Here is a 15,635-nt window from a genome sequence, read left to right as displayed (position 1 = left end):
GCAGGTCGTCATCAGTCCAGATTGCACCCACCATAAAGCCAGTCTACCCTGGGACATGGCCGTCCCAGTCGAAGCCTTCTTTCTCGATCCGCATGCCCAGGGCACGCTTCAGGTGCGCATCCAGCAGATGATCGCCCAGGGCATCCTGTCGGGCCGGATCAGACACGGCGAAAAGCTGCCCTCGACCCGCAAGCTGGCCCAGCACCTTGGGGTCAGCCGGATCACCGTGACGCTGGCCTATACCGAGCTGGTCGCCAATGACTACCTCGCGGCGCGCGGCCGGTCGGGCTATTTCGTCTCGGAAAACGCCCCCACACCGCCGCCCGCCTTTGCCGGTCCCGCGCCCAGCGCCGATCGGGTCGATTGGGCGCGTGCGCTGGGCCAGCGCTTTGCCCAGACCTCCGAGGTGACCAAGCCGCTCGACTGGAACCACTACAAATATCCCTTTGTCTACGGGCAGGCCGATCCGGGGCTGTTCGATCACGCCAACTGGCGGCTCTGCGCCCTGCGCGCGCTTGGCGGGGCGGATTTCCATGCGCTGACCTCGGATTATTACGATCAGGACGATCCCGAACTGATCGCCTTCATCGCCCGCCACACCCTGCCCCGGCGCGGCATCCAGGCCCGGCCGCAGGAGATCCTCGTCACCCTGGGCGCGCAGAACGCGCTCTGGCTGGCGACCCAGGTACTGCTGACCCGCGACCGGGTGGCGGCGATGGAAAACCCCGGCTATCCGGCGCTGCGCGACATGTTGCTTCAGGCACGCTGCCGGCTGGCGCCGGTCGAGGTCGATGCCGACGGGCTGCCGCCCGCGGCGCTGCCCGAAGAGACCGACGTGATCTTTGTCACCCCCAGCCATCAGGCGCCGACCTCGGCCACCATGCCGATGGCCCGGCGGCGGGCGCTGCTCGAAAGGGCCCGGGCGCTTGATGCGCTGATCGTCGAGGACGACTACGAATTCGAGATGGCCTATCCGACGGCCCCGCAACCGGCGCTGAAATCGCTCGACCGCGACGGCCGGGTGATCTACGTCGGCTCGTTTTCGAAATCGCTCTTTCCCGGCCTGCGGCTGGGCTATCTGGTGGGCGACGAGACCTTTATCCGCGAGGTCCGCAGCCTGCGCGCCAGCGTGTTGCGCCATCCGCCGGGCCATGTGCAGCGCACCACCGCGCATTTCCTGGCGCTGGGTCATTACGACGCGTTGATGCGGCGCCAGGCCCGCGCCCTGCACCAGCGGCGCGAGGCGATGGAGGCGGCGATCACCGCCCAGGGGCTGGAGGTGGCCGGGCTGCCGGGGGTCGGCGGCTCGTCCTTCTGGCTGCGCGCGCCCGAGCGGATGGACACCATCCGCCTGTTCGAGCGTTTGCAGGAACAATCGGTGCTGATCGAGCCGGGGCACAATTTCTTTGCCGGCCCCTCGGTGCCACGCAATTTTTACCGGCTGGGCTATTCCTCGATCCCGGTGGCGCGGATTGCCGAAGGCATCGCACTGGTGGCAAAGGCGGTCACGGCGCTGAGCTGATCCGCCCCAAGCTTATCCGCGGATAAGTGTATGAATAATAAGTTAATTTTCCCTGAACGCCCGGTAAGATTCTAGCGGCGCCAATGCGTCGGCACGATGATCAGCGCGCCGATCGACGAAGCGATGGCGTTGAGCCCGGGCGAGGCAAAGCCCAGGCCGAACATGATACGGACGAAATAGAACAGAAAGGCGCCACCGACGCAGATGATGATGCTCTGAAGATAGCCGTTGTGGGTAAACCCCGACTTTTCAGAAACATAGCCCACGATCCCTGCAATCACCACGGTGCCGATCAGAACCGGAAACATCAGCTTTCCCCCAGGACGGTCCCGCGCGGCAGTGCCATGCCGCGCAGAAAGGTTTCGGCGTCCTGCGCCGCCTTGCCCGCCCGTTGCAGGGTATGCAGCCGCAGCGCGCCGGTTCCGCAGGCGACGGTGATGTCGTCGTCGAGCAGCGTGCCGGGGGCGCCCTGCCCCCCCGTCAGCTCCGACATCAGAAGCTTGATGCGGGTGTCTCCCACCGTGGTCCAGGCGCCGGGAAAGGGCGAAAGGCCGCGGATCTGGCGGTCGATCTCTTGCGCCGGGCGGGTCCAGTCGATGGCGGCCTCGGCTTTGTCGATCTTGCCGGCATAGGTCACGCCGGCGTCGGGCTGCGGCTCCGGCGTCAGGGTGTCGAGCCGGTCCAGCGCCTGCACGATCAGTCGCGCGCCCATGGCGCTCAGCCGGTCGTGCAGCCGTGCGGTGGTGTCCTGCGGGGTGATGTCGGTGGCCTCGCGCAGCAGCACCGGGCCGGTGTCGAGCCCCGCCTCCATCTGCATGATGCAGACTCCGGTCTCGGCGTCGCCGGCCATGATCGCGCGGTGGATCGGCGCCGCCCCGCGCCAGCGCGGCAAGAGCGAGGCGTGGATATTCAGGCAGCCCCGGCGCGGCGCATCGAGCACCGCTTGCGGCAGGATCAGCCCATAGGCCACCACCACCGCGACATCGGCGTTCAAAGCGGCAAACTCCGCCTGTTCCTCCGCGCCCTTCAGCGACACCGGATGGCGCACCGCGAGGCCCAGCGCCACGGCGCGGGCATGGACCGGCGTCGGCCGGTCCTTCTTGCCACGGCCGGCCGGGCGTGGCGGCTGGCAGTAGACGGCGGCGATCTCGTGGCCGGCGGCGACCAGCGCGTCGAGCACCGGCACCGAGAAATCCGGCGTGCCCATGAAAACCACTCTCATGCCAGTTTCCTCGCCTTGCGGATCAGCATGTCGCGTTTGACCTTGCTCAGCTGGTCGAAATACATCCGACCATTGAGGTGATCGATCTGGTGCTGCACCGAGGTCGCCCAGAGGCTGACGAAATCACGTTCTTCGATCTCGCCATGTTCGTTCAGGAAGCGCACGGTCACCGCGCGCGGGCGTTTGACCTTGGCCGAGACGCCGGGAAGGTTGGGGCTGGCCTCCTCGTGTTCGCGCAGCTGCACCGAGGCATGCAGCACCTCGGGGTTGGCCATGCGCACCACCTGGCCGCGCGTCTCCGATGCATCGACCACCGCCAGCCGAACCATCTCGCCCAGCTGCGGCGCGGCGAGGCCGACGCCGGGCATCGCCTCCATCACCTCGATCATCTGCTCCCAGAGGATGCGGTGAGCCTCGGTGAGGTCACTCACCGGTTCGGCGGGGCTGCGCAGGCGCTTGTCGGGCCAGGGGATCACTTTGCGGGTCATGCACGCCGGGGTAAGCCAGCGTTGGGCGCCGGGCAAGGCGATTTGTCAACAAATCTCCGCCGATCCGTCAATGGATCGGCGTATCCCGACCCGGCCCGACGGTCTCACCCCGTCCGCGCCATCTCGCGCTTGAGCTTGACCATCTTGCGAGTGATCATCTGGCGCTTGAGCGGTTTGAGGTAGTCGATAAAGAGCTTGCCGTCGAGGTGGTCGATCTCGTGCTGCACACAGGTCGCCCAGAGCCCGTCCATGTCCTGTTCCTGCACCTTGCCGTCGCGGTCGAGCCAGCGCACGCGGACCTCGGCCGGGCGGGTGACCTCGGCGTATTGGTCGGGGATCGACAGGCAGCCTTCCTCATAGACATTGAGGTCTTCGGAGGTATCGATGATCTCGGGGTTGAACATCACCATCGGTTTCGGCGGCTGGGTCTCGTCCTTTTCGCAATCCATCACGATCAGCCGGTCCATCACGCCCACCTGCGGCGCGGCGAGGCCGATGCCGGGCGCGGCATACATGGTTTCGAGCATGTCGTCGGCCAGCGCGCGCAGATCGTCCGAGAGATCGGCGACAGGCGTGCAGAGCTTCTTGAGCCGCGGGTCGGGGTGGATGAGAATGGGCCGTTTCATGCCGGTGATCTAGTGCAGCTTCGGCAAAAGCGCAACGGTCTCAGCCGCGCAGCACCGCGCCCGGGTTCATGATGCCGTGGGGATCGAGCGCCGCCTTGATCGCGCGCATCGTCGCCAGCTTGGCCGGATCGCCATAGCGTTCGAGATCCGCCACCTTGAGCCGGCCAAGCCCGTGTTCGGCGCTGAACGAGCCGCCCATCTCGACGCAGAGATCATGCACCGCCCGGCTGATGGCGTCACGCTGCGCCGCATAGTCGGATTTGCTGCGGCCCGGGGCCGGAAAGACGTTGTAATGCAGGTTGCCGTCGCCCAGGTGACCAAAGCAGTTGACGCGAATATCGGCAAATTCCGCCAGCGCCTCCGGCGCCCTGGCGATGAAGTCGGGCACCAGGCTCAGCGGCAGGGCGATGTCATGCGAGGCAATGGCACCGATCATCCGGTTGGCGGTGGGGATCTCCTCGCGCACCGCCCAGAGCCCGGCGCGCTGGCCCTCGCTCTGGGCGATGACGCCATCGCTGGCCAGCCCCTGCTCCAGCGCTTCGGCAAAGATCGTCTCGAGCGCAGCTTCAGGCGCCTGTCCGGCGCTCAGGCCAAGCTCGATCAGCACCGTCCATTCGGGCCGTTCGGCAAAGGGCTGGCGCACCTGCGGCAGCATCTCGGCGAGGAAATCGAGCCCGGTGCGGTGGATCAGTTCGAAGGCCGAAACGCCTTCGCCGGCGATGTCGCGGGCCAGGGCCAGCAGGCGCAGGGCGGCGGCCGGGCTTTCGACGACGATCATCGCGGTGCCGGTGGCGGCGGGGCGCGGCGAGAGCTTGAGGCTGGCGGCGGTGATCACGCCCAGCGTGCCCTCGGCGCCCATTAGCAGGTGCTTGAGATCATAGCCGGTGTTGTCCTTGTGCAGCCGCCGCAGCCCGTTCCACAGGCTGCCGTCGGGCAGCACGGCCTCGAGCCCGAGACAGAGCGCGCGGGCATTGCCATAGCGCAGCACGTTGACGCCGCCGGCATTGGTCGACAGGCAGCCGCCGATCCGGGCGCTGCCTTCGGAGGCGAGCGACAGAGGGAACAGCCGGCCGGCCTCGGCTGCGGCGGTCTGGATATCGGCGAGGATGGCGCCGGCCTCGGCCACCAGCACGTTTTCCTCGGGATACAGCGCGCGGATGGCGGTCATCCGTTCGAGCGAGAGGATCAGCGCCGGCGGACCTTCGGGCTGGATTTGCCCGCCCACCAGCCCGGTGCCGCCGCCATACGGCAGCACGCCGACGCGGGCGGCATGGCAGGCGGCAACGATCTGCGCCACCTGCGCGGCCGTGCGCGGCAGCGCCACGAGGCCCGCCTGCCCCTGCCAGCGGCCGCGCGGTTCCTCGAGATAGCGCGGCTCGGCGGGGCGGAGCGTGCCCTCGGGCAGCGCGGCCGCAAGACGGTCGGCGAATCCGGCATCGGCCGGCAATAGATCGGTCATCGGGGTCTCCTTGGCCGCGTTCTAGCGCGTCGGCGCGGCAATGGCTATTCGTCGCGCAGCCAGGAGGGGCGCAGGATCACCACGGTGGGGCGATCCGGCAGGGTGGCGAGGCTGACCTCGATTTCCGAAGTGCCGGGCCGCTGGATGTCGAATTCGTCGGCCATGCCGGCGACAAAGCGTTCGACGCCGTAATCGGAGAACCAGTGCATCGGCAGGACGATCGAGGATTTCAGCCGTTTGAGGACGCGGATCATCACCGGCAGCGCGAGGGTCATGCCGCCGTCGACCGGCGCCATCACCACATCCAGCCGGCCCAGCGCGGCATATTGCAGGTCGTCGGGTTCATGGTGCAGGTGGCCGAGATGGCCGATGCAGAGCCCTTCGACCTCGAAGACGAAGATCGAATTGCCCTTCGGCTCGATGCCGGCGCCCGAGCGGATGTCGGTCGAGACATTGCGCACCACCATTTCGCCGAGATCGAGATAATGTTCGATGCCGCTGCCGAACGGCTCGCCCCACCCGCGCAGGGCATGCGGGATCGCCGGATCGGGCGCGCGGGTGAAATGCGAGGAATGGGCGTGGTTCATGGTGACCACATCGGGGATCATCGTGGTGGTGCCGATGAAGCCGGTGAAATCGGTCACGGCATTGAGCCCGCCGCGGGTGCGGATCAAAAAGGAGGCATGCTGAATGTACTGAATGCCGACCGTGTAATCGGGCAGCGGATCGGTCCAGGCGGCCTTGTGGACAAAGCTGATCCCCGGTGCGGCATCGGCGATGGCGATGCAATGCGAGGGCCGGCGGTCCTGCTGGGCCGAAGTGACGGTGGCGGCGGTGGCGAAGACCAGAAACGTCAAAAGAAATCGGAACATGGGGCATACCTCTCTGGCGCGAGGATAGCGTGATTCGCCGATCGGTCACGGGCTGTTGATGGCGCCGGGCCCCATTTGCCCGGGCAGACGCCCCTCGTGCCTCAAAGACCGGCGTCGGTTTTGCCCCGGCGGTCGATGCGCAGCGCGGCATAGAGCACATGGGTACGCCAGCGGCCGTTGATTTGCAGATAGCTCTGGGCCACGCCTTCATATTTGAAGCCGGCGCTTTCCAGGAGCCCGCGCGAGGCGTGGTTTTCCGGCAGGCAGGCGGCCTCGATGCGGCTCAGGTCCATCTTGGTAAAGGCGTGATGCACCAGCGCGAGGATGGCCTCGCGCATGTAGCCCTGGCGGGCATGCGGCGCGCCGACCCAATAGCCGAGCGTGCCGGCCTGGGCCGGGCCCCGGCGGATGTTGTCGAGGGTGATCGCGCCCAAGAGCGCCTGATCCTCGCGGCGCACCAGGAACAGCGGCATGGCGGTGCCATTGGTGATGGCGCGCTGCGACCAGTAGACCCGGTTGGTAAAGCTCTTGCGGCTCAGGTGGTCGTTCGACCAGGTCGGCTCCCACCGAGTGAGAAACCCGCGCGAGCTGTCGCGCAGGGACGACCAGTCGCGGTAGTCCGAATGCAGGGGCGCGCGCAGGGTGAGACGGTCGGTCTCGAGCCGTATCCTGCGTCGGGCCAGAAGCATCAGGCGGCGCGCCGCGCGTTCAGCCCCGCGAGATCCGGGGCGGCCTCGACCGGGCCGTAAAGCGCCATGGCCACCGGCGCGCTGGCGGCAAGGTGCCCGCCGAAGTCGCGCACGCCCTGAACGGTGACCGCATCGATCCGCGCGATGGTTTCGGTGAGCGGCGGCACCCGGCCCCAGATCTGCACCATGCGGGCCAGCCGTTCGGCCCGGCTCGACGGGCTTTCCAGCCCCATCAGCAAGCCGGCCTTCATCTGCGCGCGGGCGCGGGCGACCTCGGCCTCGGTCATGTCATCGGCGGCGCGTTTCAGCTCGTCGATGGTGAGCCCGACCAGATCGGGCAACTGCTCGGCCGAGGTGCCAGCATAGATCGTCATCATGCCGGTATCGGCATAGGCGCCGGCCTGGGCAAAGATCGTGTAGCAGAGGCCACGGTTCTCGCGGATCTCCTGAAACAGCCGTGAGGACATGCCGCCGCCAAGCGCGACGGAATGGATCTGCGCGGTATAGATGCTTTCGTCGCGGTAGCCGGGGCTTTCCAGCGCCAGGGCGAAATGCGCCTGCTCCAGCGATTTCACCGTCCGGCTTTCGCCGCCGCCAAAGCGGGCCGGGCTGTCGAGCTCGGCGTGGCGCCGGGCGAGGTGGCCAAAGAGCGCCTCGGCCTGTTTCACCAGCGCCGCGTGATCGACGGCGCCGGCCGCCGAGAGGATCATCTGATCGGGGCCGTAATGCTCGGTGACAAAACGCGCGAGGTCTTCGCGGGTGAATGCCTGAACCCGCTCGGGCGGGCCGAGAATGGTGCGGCCCAGCGCCTGATCGGGATACGAGGCCTCTTGCAGCCAATCGAAGATCACGTCGTCGGGCGTATCGTTGGCCTGGCCGATCTCTTGCAGGATCACCCCGCGCTCGACCTCGATTTCGCGCGGATCGAACACCGGGTTGAGCAGGATGTCGGCCACCACGTCCACCGCCAGCGGCACGTCGTTTTTCAGCACGCGGGCGTAATAGGCGGTCACCTCACGCGAGGTATAGGCGTTGATATAGCCGCCGACGTCCTCGATCGCCTCGGCGATCTGCAACGCCGACCGGGTCTCGGTGCCCTTGAAGGCCATATGCTCGAGGAAATGCGCGATACCGTTCTGGTCTTCGCGTTCGGCGCGGCCGCCGGCGCCGACCCAGATGCCGACCGAGGCCGATTCAAGCCCCGGCATATGTTCGGTGACGATGCGGAAACCGTTGGCGAGCGTGTGCAATTCTACCGTCAAGAGGCGATCTTCTCCCGGATGTGGGTTTCGAGGGCGGCGAGGTCGTTTGGCACTCGGGTCACCCGTTCCGCACGCTCATACAGATCTGCCATGCGTTGGGGAAGCCCCGGCCGCTGGCCCGATGCTTTTTCCACCGCATCGGGGAATTTCGCCGGATGGGCCGTGGCCAGGGTGATCATCGGAGTGGCCGGATCGCGGTGCTCTTCGGCCACCTTCACGCCGACGGCGGAATGCGGGCAGAGCAGTTCGCCCATGGTCTTGCGCGCCTCCGCGATGGTGGCCAGGGTTTCCGCTTCGCTGGCGCGGCCGCTGTCAAAATGCTCGCGCAGGCGTTGCAGCGCGCCCTGGCTGACGTTGAAACCGCCCTGCCCCAGCTCGTCCATCAACTGGCCGATGGCATTGCCGTCGCGGTCATAGGCGTCGAACAGCGCACGTTCGAAATTCGAGCTGACCTCGATATCCATCGAGGGCGAGATCGAGGCATGGACCTCGCCCTTGCGGTAATCGCCCGACGACAGGCAGCGGTGCAGGATGTCGTTCTGGTTGGTCGCGATCACCAGCCGGTCGATCGGCAGCCCCATGCGCTTGGCGATGTTGCCGGCAAAGATGTCGCCGAAGTTGCCGGTGGGCACGGTGAAGCTGACCTTGCGGTCCGGCGCACCAAGCGAGACGGCGGACGAGAAGTAATAGACCACCTGCGCCAGCACCCGCGCCCAGTTGATCGAATTGACCCCGGCGAGGCGGACCTCGTCGCGGAAGTCGAAATGGTTGAACATGTCCTTCAGCCGGGCCTGGCAATCGTCGAAGTTGCCATCCACCGCGAGGGCGTGGACATTGGCCTCGGCGGGCGTGGTCATCTGCCGGCGCTGCACCTCGGAAACCCGACCATGCGGGAACAGGATGAAGACATCGACGGCATCGAGCCCGCGAAAGGCCTCGATCGCGGCCGAGCCGGTGTCACCGCTGGTGGCGCCGACGATGGTGACCCGCTCGCCCCGGCGTTTCAGCGCATCCTCGAACAGCTGGCCGATCAGCTGCATGGCGAAATCCTTGAACGCCAGCGTCGGCCCGTGGAACAGCTCGAGCAGGAAGTGGTTGGGCGCCAGCTGCACCAGCGGCGCGCGGGCGCCATGGCCAAATCCGGCATAGGCGCGGGCGATGATATCGCCGAAGCTTTCGTCGGTGAAGCTGTCGCCGACAAAGGGGCGCATCACGCGAAAGGCGGTTTCCTCGTAGCTGAGACCGGCCAGCGCCGCGATATCGGCGCGTGACATCTGCGGAATTTCGGCCGGCACATAGAGGCCGCCGTCACGGGCGAGGCCGCTGAGCATTGCCTCTTCGAAGGAAAGTTCCGGGGCGCGGCCCCTGGTCGAGATGTATTTCATCGCTCAAGCGTCCTTGGTCTGGCGTGCGCGGAAGATGTAATAGCCGGTCATCCCGAGCCAGATCGCGGCGAGGGAGAACCATGTGACGGCATATTGCAGGTGATCGTTCGGGATGGCCGAGCTGTCGACCGGCAACGGCGCGATCCCCGGCGCCGGGGGCGTCTCGCTGCGCAGGATGACAAGCAGCGGCTCGGTCTTCAGGGCCTTGGCCATGTCGCCGACGTCGCGGGCATACCAGATGTTGCCTTGCCGGTCGTTCTCGGGGGTCGCGGAGGTGCGGTCGTCGGGCCAGTGGATATTGCCGGTGATCTCGGTCGGGCCGGTGCGCCGGGCGGCGTCGCGGGCGGCAACCGGGATAAAGCCGCGATCAATCAGGATGTGGCGGCCGGTGTTGGTCAGGAACGGGGCGATGACGCGGTAGCCGGCGCCCTTGTGTTTTTGCGAGACCAGCACAAAAAGCTCGGTGCTGCCGATCTGCCCGCTGAGGGCGACCGGGGCATAGGTATCGGCGGCAATGTCGGGCACCTCGGGCAGCCGGATCGGATCGGCGGCGATGCGGGCATCGATCGCGGCGAGGATGTCTTCTTTCCAGGCGAGGCGCTGGAGTTGCCACGTGCCCAGCCAGACCAGCAGCGCGGTGCCGGCCACTCCGATGATCAGGGCAAAGAGAATGCGTGTCATGACGTCCCGGTGTCGCACGGAAATGGCGCGCCCCGTGTTTTCCATGGTTCCGGCAGGTTATGCAACCGCAAAGGCGGACGGCGAGCCGGGCCGGCGCTGGCCTCACCCTGTTCTGGGCCGGGTGTGTCACGGCCAGCCCCTGGAAAGGAAAACGCCCGCCGATGCGGCGGGCGTCTAGACATTCAATTCCGGCTCGGCTCAGCCGCCCCAGATGTAGACTGCGGCAAAGAGGAAGAGCCAGACCACATCGACGAAGTGCCAGTACCAGGCGGCGGCCTCGAAGCCGATGTGCTTTTCGGGGGTGAAATGCCCCTTCAGCAGCCTGAGCAGGCAGACGAAGAGGAAGATCGTGCCGATGATCACATGCGCGCCGTGGAAGCCGGTCGCCATGAAGAAGTTGGCGCCGTAGATATTGCCGGAGAAGCCGAAGGCCGCGTGGCTGTATTCATAGGCCTGGAAGATGGTGAAGATCACACCCAGGACGATGGCGATGATCAGACCCCATTTCATGTCTTCGCGATTGTTCTCGTGCACCAGCGCGTGGTGCGCCCAGGTGGCAGCGGCGCCCGAGCAGAGCAGGATCAGCGTGTTGATCAGCGGCAGGTGGAAGGGATCGAAGGTCTCGATGCCCACCGGCGGCCAGACGCCATCGACGGCCGGGCTCATGCCGCCCGGGTCCATCGGATAGAGCGCATGCTTGAAGAAGCTCCAGAACCAGGCGGCAAAGAACATCACTTCCGACATGATGAACAGGATGAAGCCGTATTTCAGGCCGATCCGCACCACCGGCGTGTGGTCTCCGACCCGGCTCTCGGCGATCACCTCGGACCACCAGCCGAACATGACATACAGCACGCCGACAAAGCCGATCAGGAACATCCACGGACCATTGTCGTGGAACCAGAGCACCGCGCCGAACAGCATCACGAAGCCCGAGACCGACCCGAGCAGCGGCCAGATCGAGGGGTTCAGAATGTGATAATCGTGGTTTTTTACATGGGCCATTGTCGTGTCTTCCCTCGTGCAAAAGGCTCAGTTCGTTTGTGTTGTTTCCGTCGCCGCGTCAAGCGCGGCAGTCTCGGGCATGTCGATTTCGTAGAAGGTATAGGACAGCGTGATATGCTTGGTGTACTTCGCATCGCGGTCTTCGACAATCTCGGGATCGACGTAGAAGGTCACCGGCATCTCGACCCGCTCGCCCGGCATCAGCACCTGTTCGGTGAAGCAGAAACATTCGATCTTGGTGAAAAAGGCCCCGGCGTCATACGGCGCCACATTGTAGCTCGCCTGCCCGGCGATCGGCCGGTCGGTGGGGTTGTAGGCCTCGTAGAAGGCCAGGCCGGTCTCGCCGAGACGGATTGTCATCTCGGGTTGCAGCGCCTTGAACTCCCACGACATCTCACGCTCGAGCGAGGCGTCGAAGCGGATCTTGATGGTCTTGTCGAGGATCACGTCGCTGCCGGTCTCGGAGACATTGGTCACGCCGCCAAAGCCGGTCACCCGGCAGAACCAGTCGTAAAACGGCACCGAGGCCCAGGCCAGCCCGCCCATCAGCACAACCACCGATACAGTCTGGGCCACGGTTTTCGCAGGTCCGCTCAATGCCATCATTCAGCTCCTTCACTGGTCGCGGAGTCGCGGAAGCCCTGGCTGGTGACCTTGACGTAGGTCAGTCCAAAGACGATCACGATCAGCGCCGCCAGCACCAGGCCGACGCCAAGGTTGCGGCCCTTGCGGCGCTGGTGCAGCTCATGTTCGGGGGGAAAGTTCACAGCAGGCCTCCAAGCGACAGCGCCACGCCGGCCCGGTCCAGCCCGGCCTCGACGAGGATCGCACCGAAATGGGCAAAGAGATAGAGCAGCGACAGCTTGAAGAAACCGCGCTCGGCGGCGAAATTGTCGGCCTCGGCATCCTCTTCGGTGCGGCGCCAGATGCGGAGCGCGCCCTTGATGAACAGCGCGTTGAGCACCACCGCAACCACGAGGTAGACCGGCCCGCCCGCCCCGGTAAAGGCGATGGCCACGGCCAGCGCCGCCAGCAGCAGGGTGTAGACGAGGATATGCGCCCGTGTCGCCTTGCGGCCGTGGGTCACGGTCAGCATCGGCACGCCGGCGTTGTCATAGTCGCCGCGCATGAACAGCGCCAGCGCCCAGAAATGCGGCGGTGTCCACATGAAGGTCAGGCAGAACATCAGCACCGATTCGACCGCGATGCCGCCAGTTGCCGCGGCCCAGCCGATCATCGGGGGAAAGGCGCCGGCGGCGCCGCCGATGACGATGTTCTGCGGCGTCCAGCGCTTGAGCCACATGGTATAGATCACCACGTAGAAGAATATGGTGAAGGCCAGCAGCCCCGCCGCCACCCAGTTTGTCGCCAGCCCGAGCAGCAGCACGGCGAAACCGGACAGGCCAATGCCGAGCGCCAGCGCCTCTTCGGGCGCGACCTTGCCGGCGGGAATCGGCCGGCCGGCGGTGCGTTTCATCACCGCGTCGATATCGGCGTCCCACCACATGTTGAGCGCGCCGGAGGCCCCGCCGCCGACCGCAATGAACAGCACCGCGCAGAAGGCGATGAAGGGATGCACCGGAACCGGCGCGGCCAGCAGGCCGACAAAGGCGGTGAACACGACAAGCGTCATCACCCGCGGTTTCAGCAGGGCGAAATAATCCCCGAACTGGGCTTCGCTGTCGCGGCTGGCACTATGAAGGCTGGCGTCGGTCATCTTGGTCTCCGGGGCGCCGGGCGGACGCCCGGCCTACGGCGGATGGGTAGGCCGGGCGGCTGCCCGGCCCGGTCACTTACTTGGCCGAAGCCAGATCGTAGGGCAGCGGCAGGCCGGCATATTCCTCGACCGCGCCGGCGAGCCATTCTTCGTAGGCCTCTTCGCTCACCACCTTGACGGTGATCGGCATGTAGGCGTGGTCCTTGCCGCAGAGTTCGGAGCACTGGCCGAAGTAGACGCCTTCGCGCTCGGCCTCGAACCACAGCTCGGCGATCCGCCCGGGCACGCCGTCCTGCTTCACGCCAAAGGCCGGGATCGTCCAGGAGTGGATCACGTCGGCGCCGGTGACCTGCATCACCACGGTCTTGCCGACCGGCACGACAACGGCGGTGTCGGTGGCCAGCAGGTAGAGATCGTCGGAATAGCCGGCATCCGCCAGACCTTCGCGGCCCAGCATGAAGCTGTCGAACGCAATGACGCTGGGCTCGACACCCTCGACGCCGGGATCGACATATTCATACCCCCAGTACCACTGATAGCCGGTGGCCTTGATCACGATGTCGCCTTCGGGAATTTCCTGCTGCTTGAACAGCACCGGCAGCGAGAACGAGCCGATCAGCACCAGGATGGCGATCGGCCCCACAGTCCAGGCGACCTCGATCGGGGTGTTGTGGGTAAAGGCCTTGGGCGTCGGGTTGGCCTTGCGGTTGAAGCGCGCAAAGCAATACACCATCAGGCCGGCGACGAAGATGCAAATGATGGTGATGACCACCAGCAGCATGCCGTCGAGCCATTGCAGATCGCGCGCCAGTTCGGTGGCCGCGGGCTGAAAGCCGACCCCGTTCGGGACCGGCTTGCCCACGATCTCGAGATCCTGCGCAAGGGCAGGCGCCGCAGCGAGCGAGGCCGCAAGGCCGGTGAGCAGAGATTTAAGTTGCATCATATACACCCTGGTCGGTTCATGCTGTTCGTCTGTTCGGGGGGCGGGCGCGGGAAATTCGCGCATACGAATCCATTGCCGCGCCGCCCATTGTAACGCAGGCGTTTAAAATCATATTCTTGATACGAGATAAAGCACCACGCCCGCGTCAAAGGGCCGCTTTTTTGATTTGGATCAAACTTCCCGAGGCATATCCCATGGCAGAGACCGCGTTTCGCCCCTTTCAGACATCGCTCGACCCGGACCGGGCGCTGGCGCTTGTGCGCGCGGCCACGGACGGCGCCGAGGATGGCGAACTGTTTCTGGAGCGGCGCCGCTCCGAGGTGCTGCATTTCGACGATGGCCGCGTGAAAACAGCCAGTTACGATGCCTCGGAAGGCTTCGGCCTGCGCGCCGTCAAGGACGAGGTGGCGGGCTATGCCCATGCCACCGAGATCTCCGAACCGGCGCTGAAACGCGCGGTCGAGACCGCGCGGCTGGCGGTGGGCGATGGCGGCGGCGTCATGGCGCCCGGCCCCAAGCCCACCAATCGCAGGCTCTACACCGATGCCGACCCGATCGCCGGGGCGGAGTTTCCGGTCAAGATCGAGACGCTGCGCGAGATCGATGCGTTCGCGCGCGATCTCGATCCGCGGGTGGTGCAGGTCTCGGCCACGATCATGGCCTCGCATCAGGAGGTCGAGATCCTGCGCCCTGACGGGCTGCATGTCACCGACGTGCGGCCGATGACGCGGGTCAATGTCTCGGTGATCGTCGAACAGAACGGCCGGCGCGAAAGCGGCGTGGCCGGCGGTGGCGGCCGGCTGGGCCTTGACGGGCTGCTCGATCCCGCGGACTGGCAGGCCAAGGCGCGCGAGGCGCTGCGCATCGCGCTGGTCAACCTCGACGCCGAGCCGGCGCCGGCCGGCGTAATGGACATCGTGCTTGGCCCCGGCTGGCCCGGTATTCTCCTGCATGAGGCCATCGGCCACGGGCTGGAGGGGGATTTCAACCGCAAGGGCAGCTCGGCCTTTGCCGGGCTGATGGGCCGGCAGGTCGCGGCGAAAGGCGTGACCGTTCTGGATGACGGCACCCTGCCCGACCGGCGCGGCTCGCTCTCGGTCGATGACGAGGGCACGCCCTCGGGGCGCAACGTGCTGATCGAGGACGGCATCCTGACCGGTTTCATGCAGGACCGTCAGAACGCGCGTTTGATGGGGGTCGAGCCCACCGGCAACGGCCGGCGCGAGAGCTTTCAGCACATTCCCATGCCGCGGATGACCAACACCTACATGTTGGGCGGCGACACCGATCCGTCAGAGATCGTGGCGGGCCTGGAGGATGGCATCTGGGCGGTGGGCTTCGGCGGCGGCCAGGTGGACATCACCAACGGCAAGTTCGTGTTTTCGTGCACCGAGGCCTACCGGGTGAGGAACGGCAAGGTCGGCGCGCCGGTCAAGGGCGCGACGCTGATCGGCGACGGGCCTTCGGCACTGATGCGCATTCAGGCGCTGGGCAACGACATGGCGCTCGATCCCGGCATGGGCAATTGCGGCAAGGCCGGGCAATGGGTGCCGGTGGGCGTCGGCCAGCCGACGGTGCGCATCGGCGGGCTGACCGTCGGCGGCGCGGCCGCCTGAGCCGGCCAACGTGACACGGGGCGGCCTGCCGGCATGTTGCCGGCGGGCCGCAGACCTCCGATCCGGGGCGCCGGGACGAAGAGGCCTCCCCTCCCGGTCAAGCGATTACGGTTTACCGTCCGTTAACCAGCCACATTGTAGACATGAT

The 15,635-nt window shown here is 66.2% G+C and carries 17 protein-coding genes; 2 read left to right on the top strand and 15 right to left on the bottom strand.

Annotation, left to right across the window (positions count from 1 at the left end):
* The first annotated feature begins 55 nt into the window (after positions 1-55).
* Positions 56-1,522 carry a MocR-like pyridoxine biosynthesis transcription factor PdxR gene (gene pdxR / locus AC0J5K_RS02850; RefSeq protein WP_048529772.1) on the top strand — a complete coding sequence of 489 codons (1,467 nt, stop codon included), beginning with the start codon at positions 56-58 and terminating at the stop codon, positions 1,520-1,522.
* Positions 1,523-1,593: 71 nt separating this feature from the next.
* Here pdxR and AC0J5K_RS02845 read toward each other — a convergent pair whose 3' ends face one another.
* The 15 genes from AC0J5K_RS02845 to coxB all read right to left on the bottom strand — a co-directional run bounded on the left by AC0J5K_RS02845 (position 1,594) and on the right by coxB (position 13,868).
* Entirely contained in the window at positions 1,594-1,830 is a 237-nt protein-coding gene (locus tag AC0J5K_RS02845; RefSeq protein ID WP_048529770.1) for a hypothetical protein, read from the bottom strand.
* Entirely contained in the window at positions 1,830-2,744 is a 915-nt protein-coding gene (gene fmt, locus AC0J5K_RS02840; protein ID WP_274565690.1) for a methionyl-tRNA formyltransferase, read from the bottom strand. The genes AC0J5K_RS02845 and fmt overlap by 1 nt, the downstream gene beginning before the upstream one ends.
* On the bottom strand, positions 2,741-3,232 hold the full coding sequence (gene def / locus AC0J5K_RS02835; RefSeq protein ID WP_274565691.1) for a peptide deformylase: 492 nt from the start codon (positions 3,230-3,232) through the stop codon (positions 2,741-2,743). The genes fmt and def (AC0J5K_RS02835) overlap by 4 nt, the downstream gene beginning before the upstream one ends.
* 104 nt (positions 3,233-3,336) lie before the next feature.
* The gene (def, locus tag AC0J5K_RS02830; RefSeq protein ID WP_048529763.1) at positions 3,337-3,858 is read right to left on the bottom strand and encodes a peptide deformylase; all 522 of its coding nucleotides are present in this window, start codon (positions 3,856-3,858) and stop codon (positions 3,337-3,339) included.
* A 40-nt stretch (positions 3,859-3,898) separates the two neighbouring features.
* Complete coding sequence (locus AC0J5K_RS02825; protein WP_074834300.1) at positions 3,899-5,317, bottom strand: FAD-binding oxidoreductase; 1,419 nt, start codon at positions 5,315-5,317, stop codon at positions 3,899-3,901.
* A gap of 44 nt (positions 5,318-5,361) precedes the next feature.
* Positions 5,362-6,189, bottom strand: a complete 828-nt coding sequence (locus AC0J5K_RS02820) for an MBL fold metallo-hydrolase (RefSeq protein ID WP_074834298.1) — start codon at positions 6,187-6,189, stop codon at positions 5,362-5,364.
* Positions 6,190-6,290: 101 nt separating this feature from the next.
* A complete protein-coding gene (locus AC0J5K_RS02815; RefSeq protein WP_048529758.1) occupies positions 6,291-6,878 on the bottom strand; it encodes a GNAT family N-acetyltransferase in 588 nt (195 codons plus the stop codon).
* Positions 6,878-8,140 carry a M16 family metallopeptidase gene (locus AC0J5K_RS02810; RefSeq protein ID WP_274565692.1) on the bottom strand — a complete coding sequence of 421 codons (1,263 nt, stop codon included), beginning with the start codon at positions 8,138-8,140 and terminating at the stop codon, positions 6,878-6,880. Before AC0J5K_RS02810 ends, AC0J5K_RS02815 begins: the two co-directional genes overlap by 1 nt.
* On the bottom strand, positions 8,137-9,525 hold the full coding sequence (gene thrC / locus AC0J5K_RS02805) for a threonine synthase (RefSeq protein ID WP_274565693.1): 1,389 nt from the start codon (positions 9,523-9,525) through the stop codon (positions 8,137-8,139). The genes AC0J5K_RS02810 and thrC overlap by 4 nt, the downstream gene beginning before the upstream one ends.
* A 3-nt stretch (positions 9,526-9,528) precedes the next feature.
* Positions 9,529-10,206 (bottom strand): SURF1 family protein, encoded by a 678-nt coding sequence (locus AC0J5K_RS02800; RefSeq protein ID WP_274565694.1) that lies wholly within the window; start codon positions 10,204-10,206, stop codon positions 9,529-9,531.
* 198 nt (positions 10,207-10,404) lie between these two features.
* On the bottom strand, positions 10,405-11,211 hold the full coding sequence (locus AC0J5K_RS02795) for a cytochrome c oxidase subunit 3 (protein WP_048529751.1): 807 nt from the start codon (positions 11,209-11,211) through the stop codon (positions 10,405-10,407).
* A gap of 27 nt (positions 11,212-11,238) precedes the next feature.
* Positions 11,239-11,814 (bottom strand): cytochrome c oxidase assembly protein, encoded by a 576-nt coding sequence (locus AC0J5K_RS02790; protein WP_048529749.1) that lies wholly within the window; start codon positions 11,812-11,814, stop codon positions 11,239-11,241.
* Positions 11,814-11,978, bottom strand: coding sequence for a cytochrome c oxidase assembly protein (locus AC0J5K_RS02785; RefSeq protein WP_048529747.1), 165 nt, complete (start codon positions 11,976-11,978; stop codon positions 11,814-11,816). The genes AC0J5K_RS02790 and AC0J5K_RS02785 overlap by 1 nt, the downstream gene beginning before the upstream one ends.
* A complete protein-coding gene (gene cyoE, locus AC0J5K_RS02780) occupies positions 11,975-12,928 on the bottom strand; it encodes a heme o synthase (RefSeq protein WP_074834293.1) in 954 nt (317 codons plus the stop codon). Before cyoE ends, AC0J5K_RS02785 begins: the two co-directional genes overlap by 4 nt.
* 76 nt (positions 12,929-13,004) lie before the next feature.
* The gene (gene coxB / locus AC0J5K_RS02775; RefSeq protein WP_048533666.1) at positions 13,005-13,868 is read right to left on the bottom strand and encodes a cytochrome c oxidase subunit II; all 864 of its coding nucleotides are present in this window, start codon (positions 13,866-13,868) and stop codon (positions 13,005-13,007) included.
* A gap of 197 nt (positions 13,869-14,065) precedes the next feature.
* On the opposite strand from coxB, the gene tldD reads away from it, so the two are divergent.
* Complete coding sequence (tldD, locus tag AC0J5K_RS02770) at positions 14,066-15,487, top strand: metalloprotease TldD (protein ID WP_274565695.1); 1,422 nt, start codon at positions 14,066-14,068, stop codon at positions 15,485-15,487.
* Positions 15,488-15,635: the final 148 nt, after the last annotated feature.

The sequence above is a fragment of the Marinovum sp. E3 genome (assembly GCF_055755275.1).
This window is presented reverse-complemented; position numbering and strand designations above follow the sequence as displayed.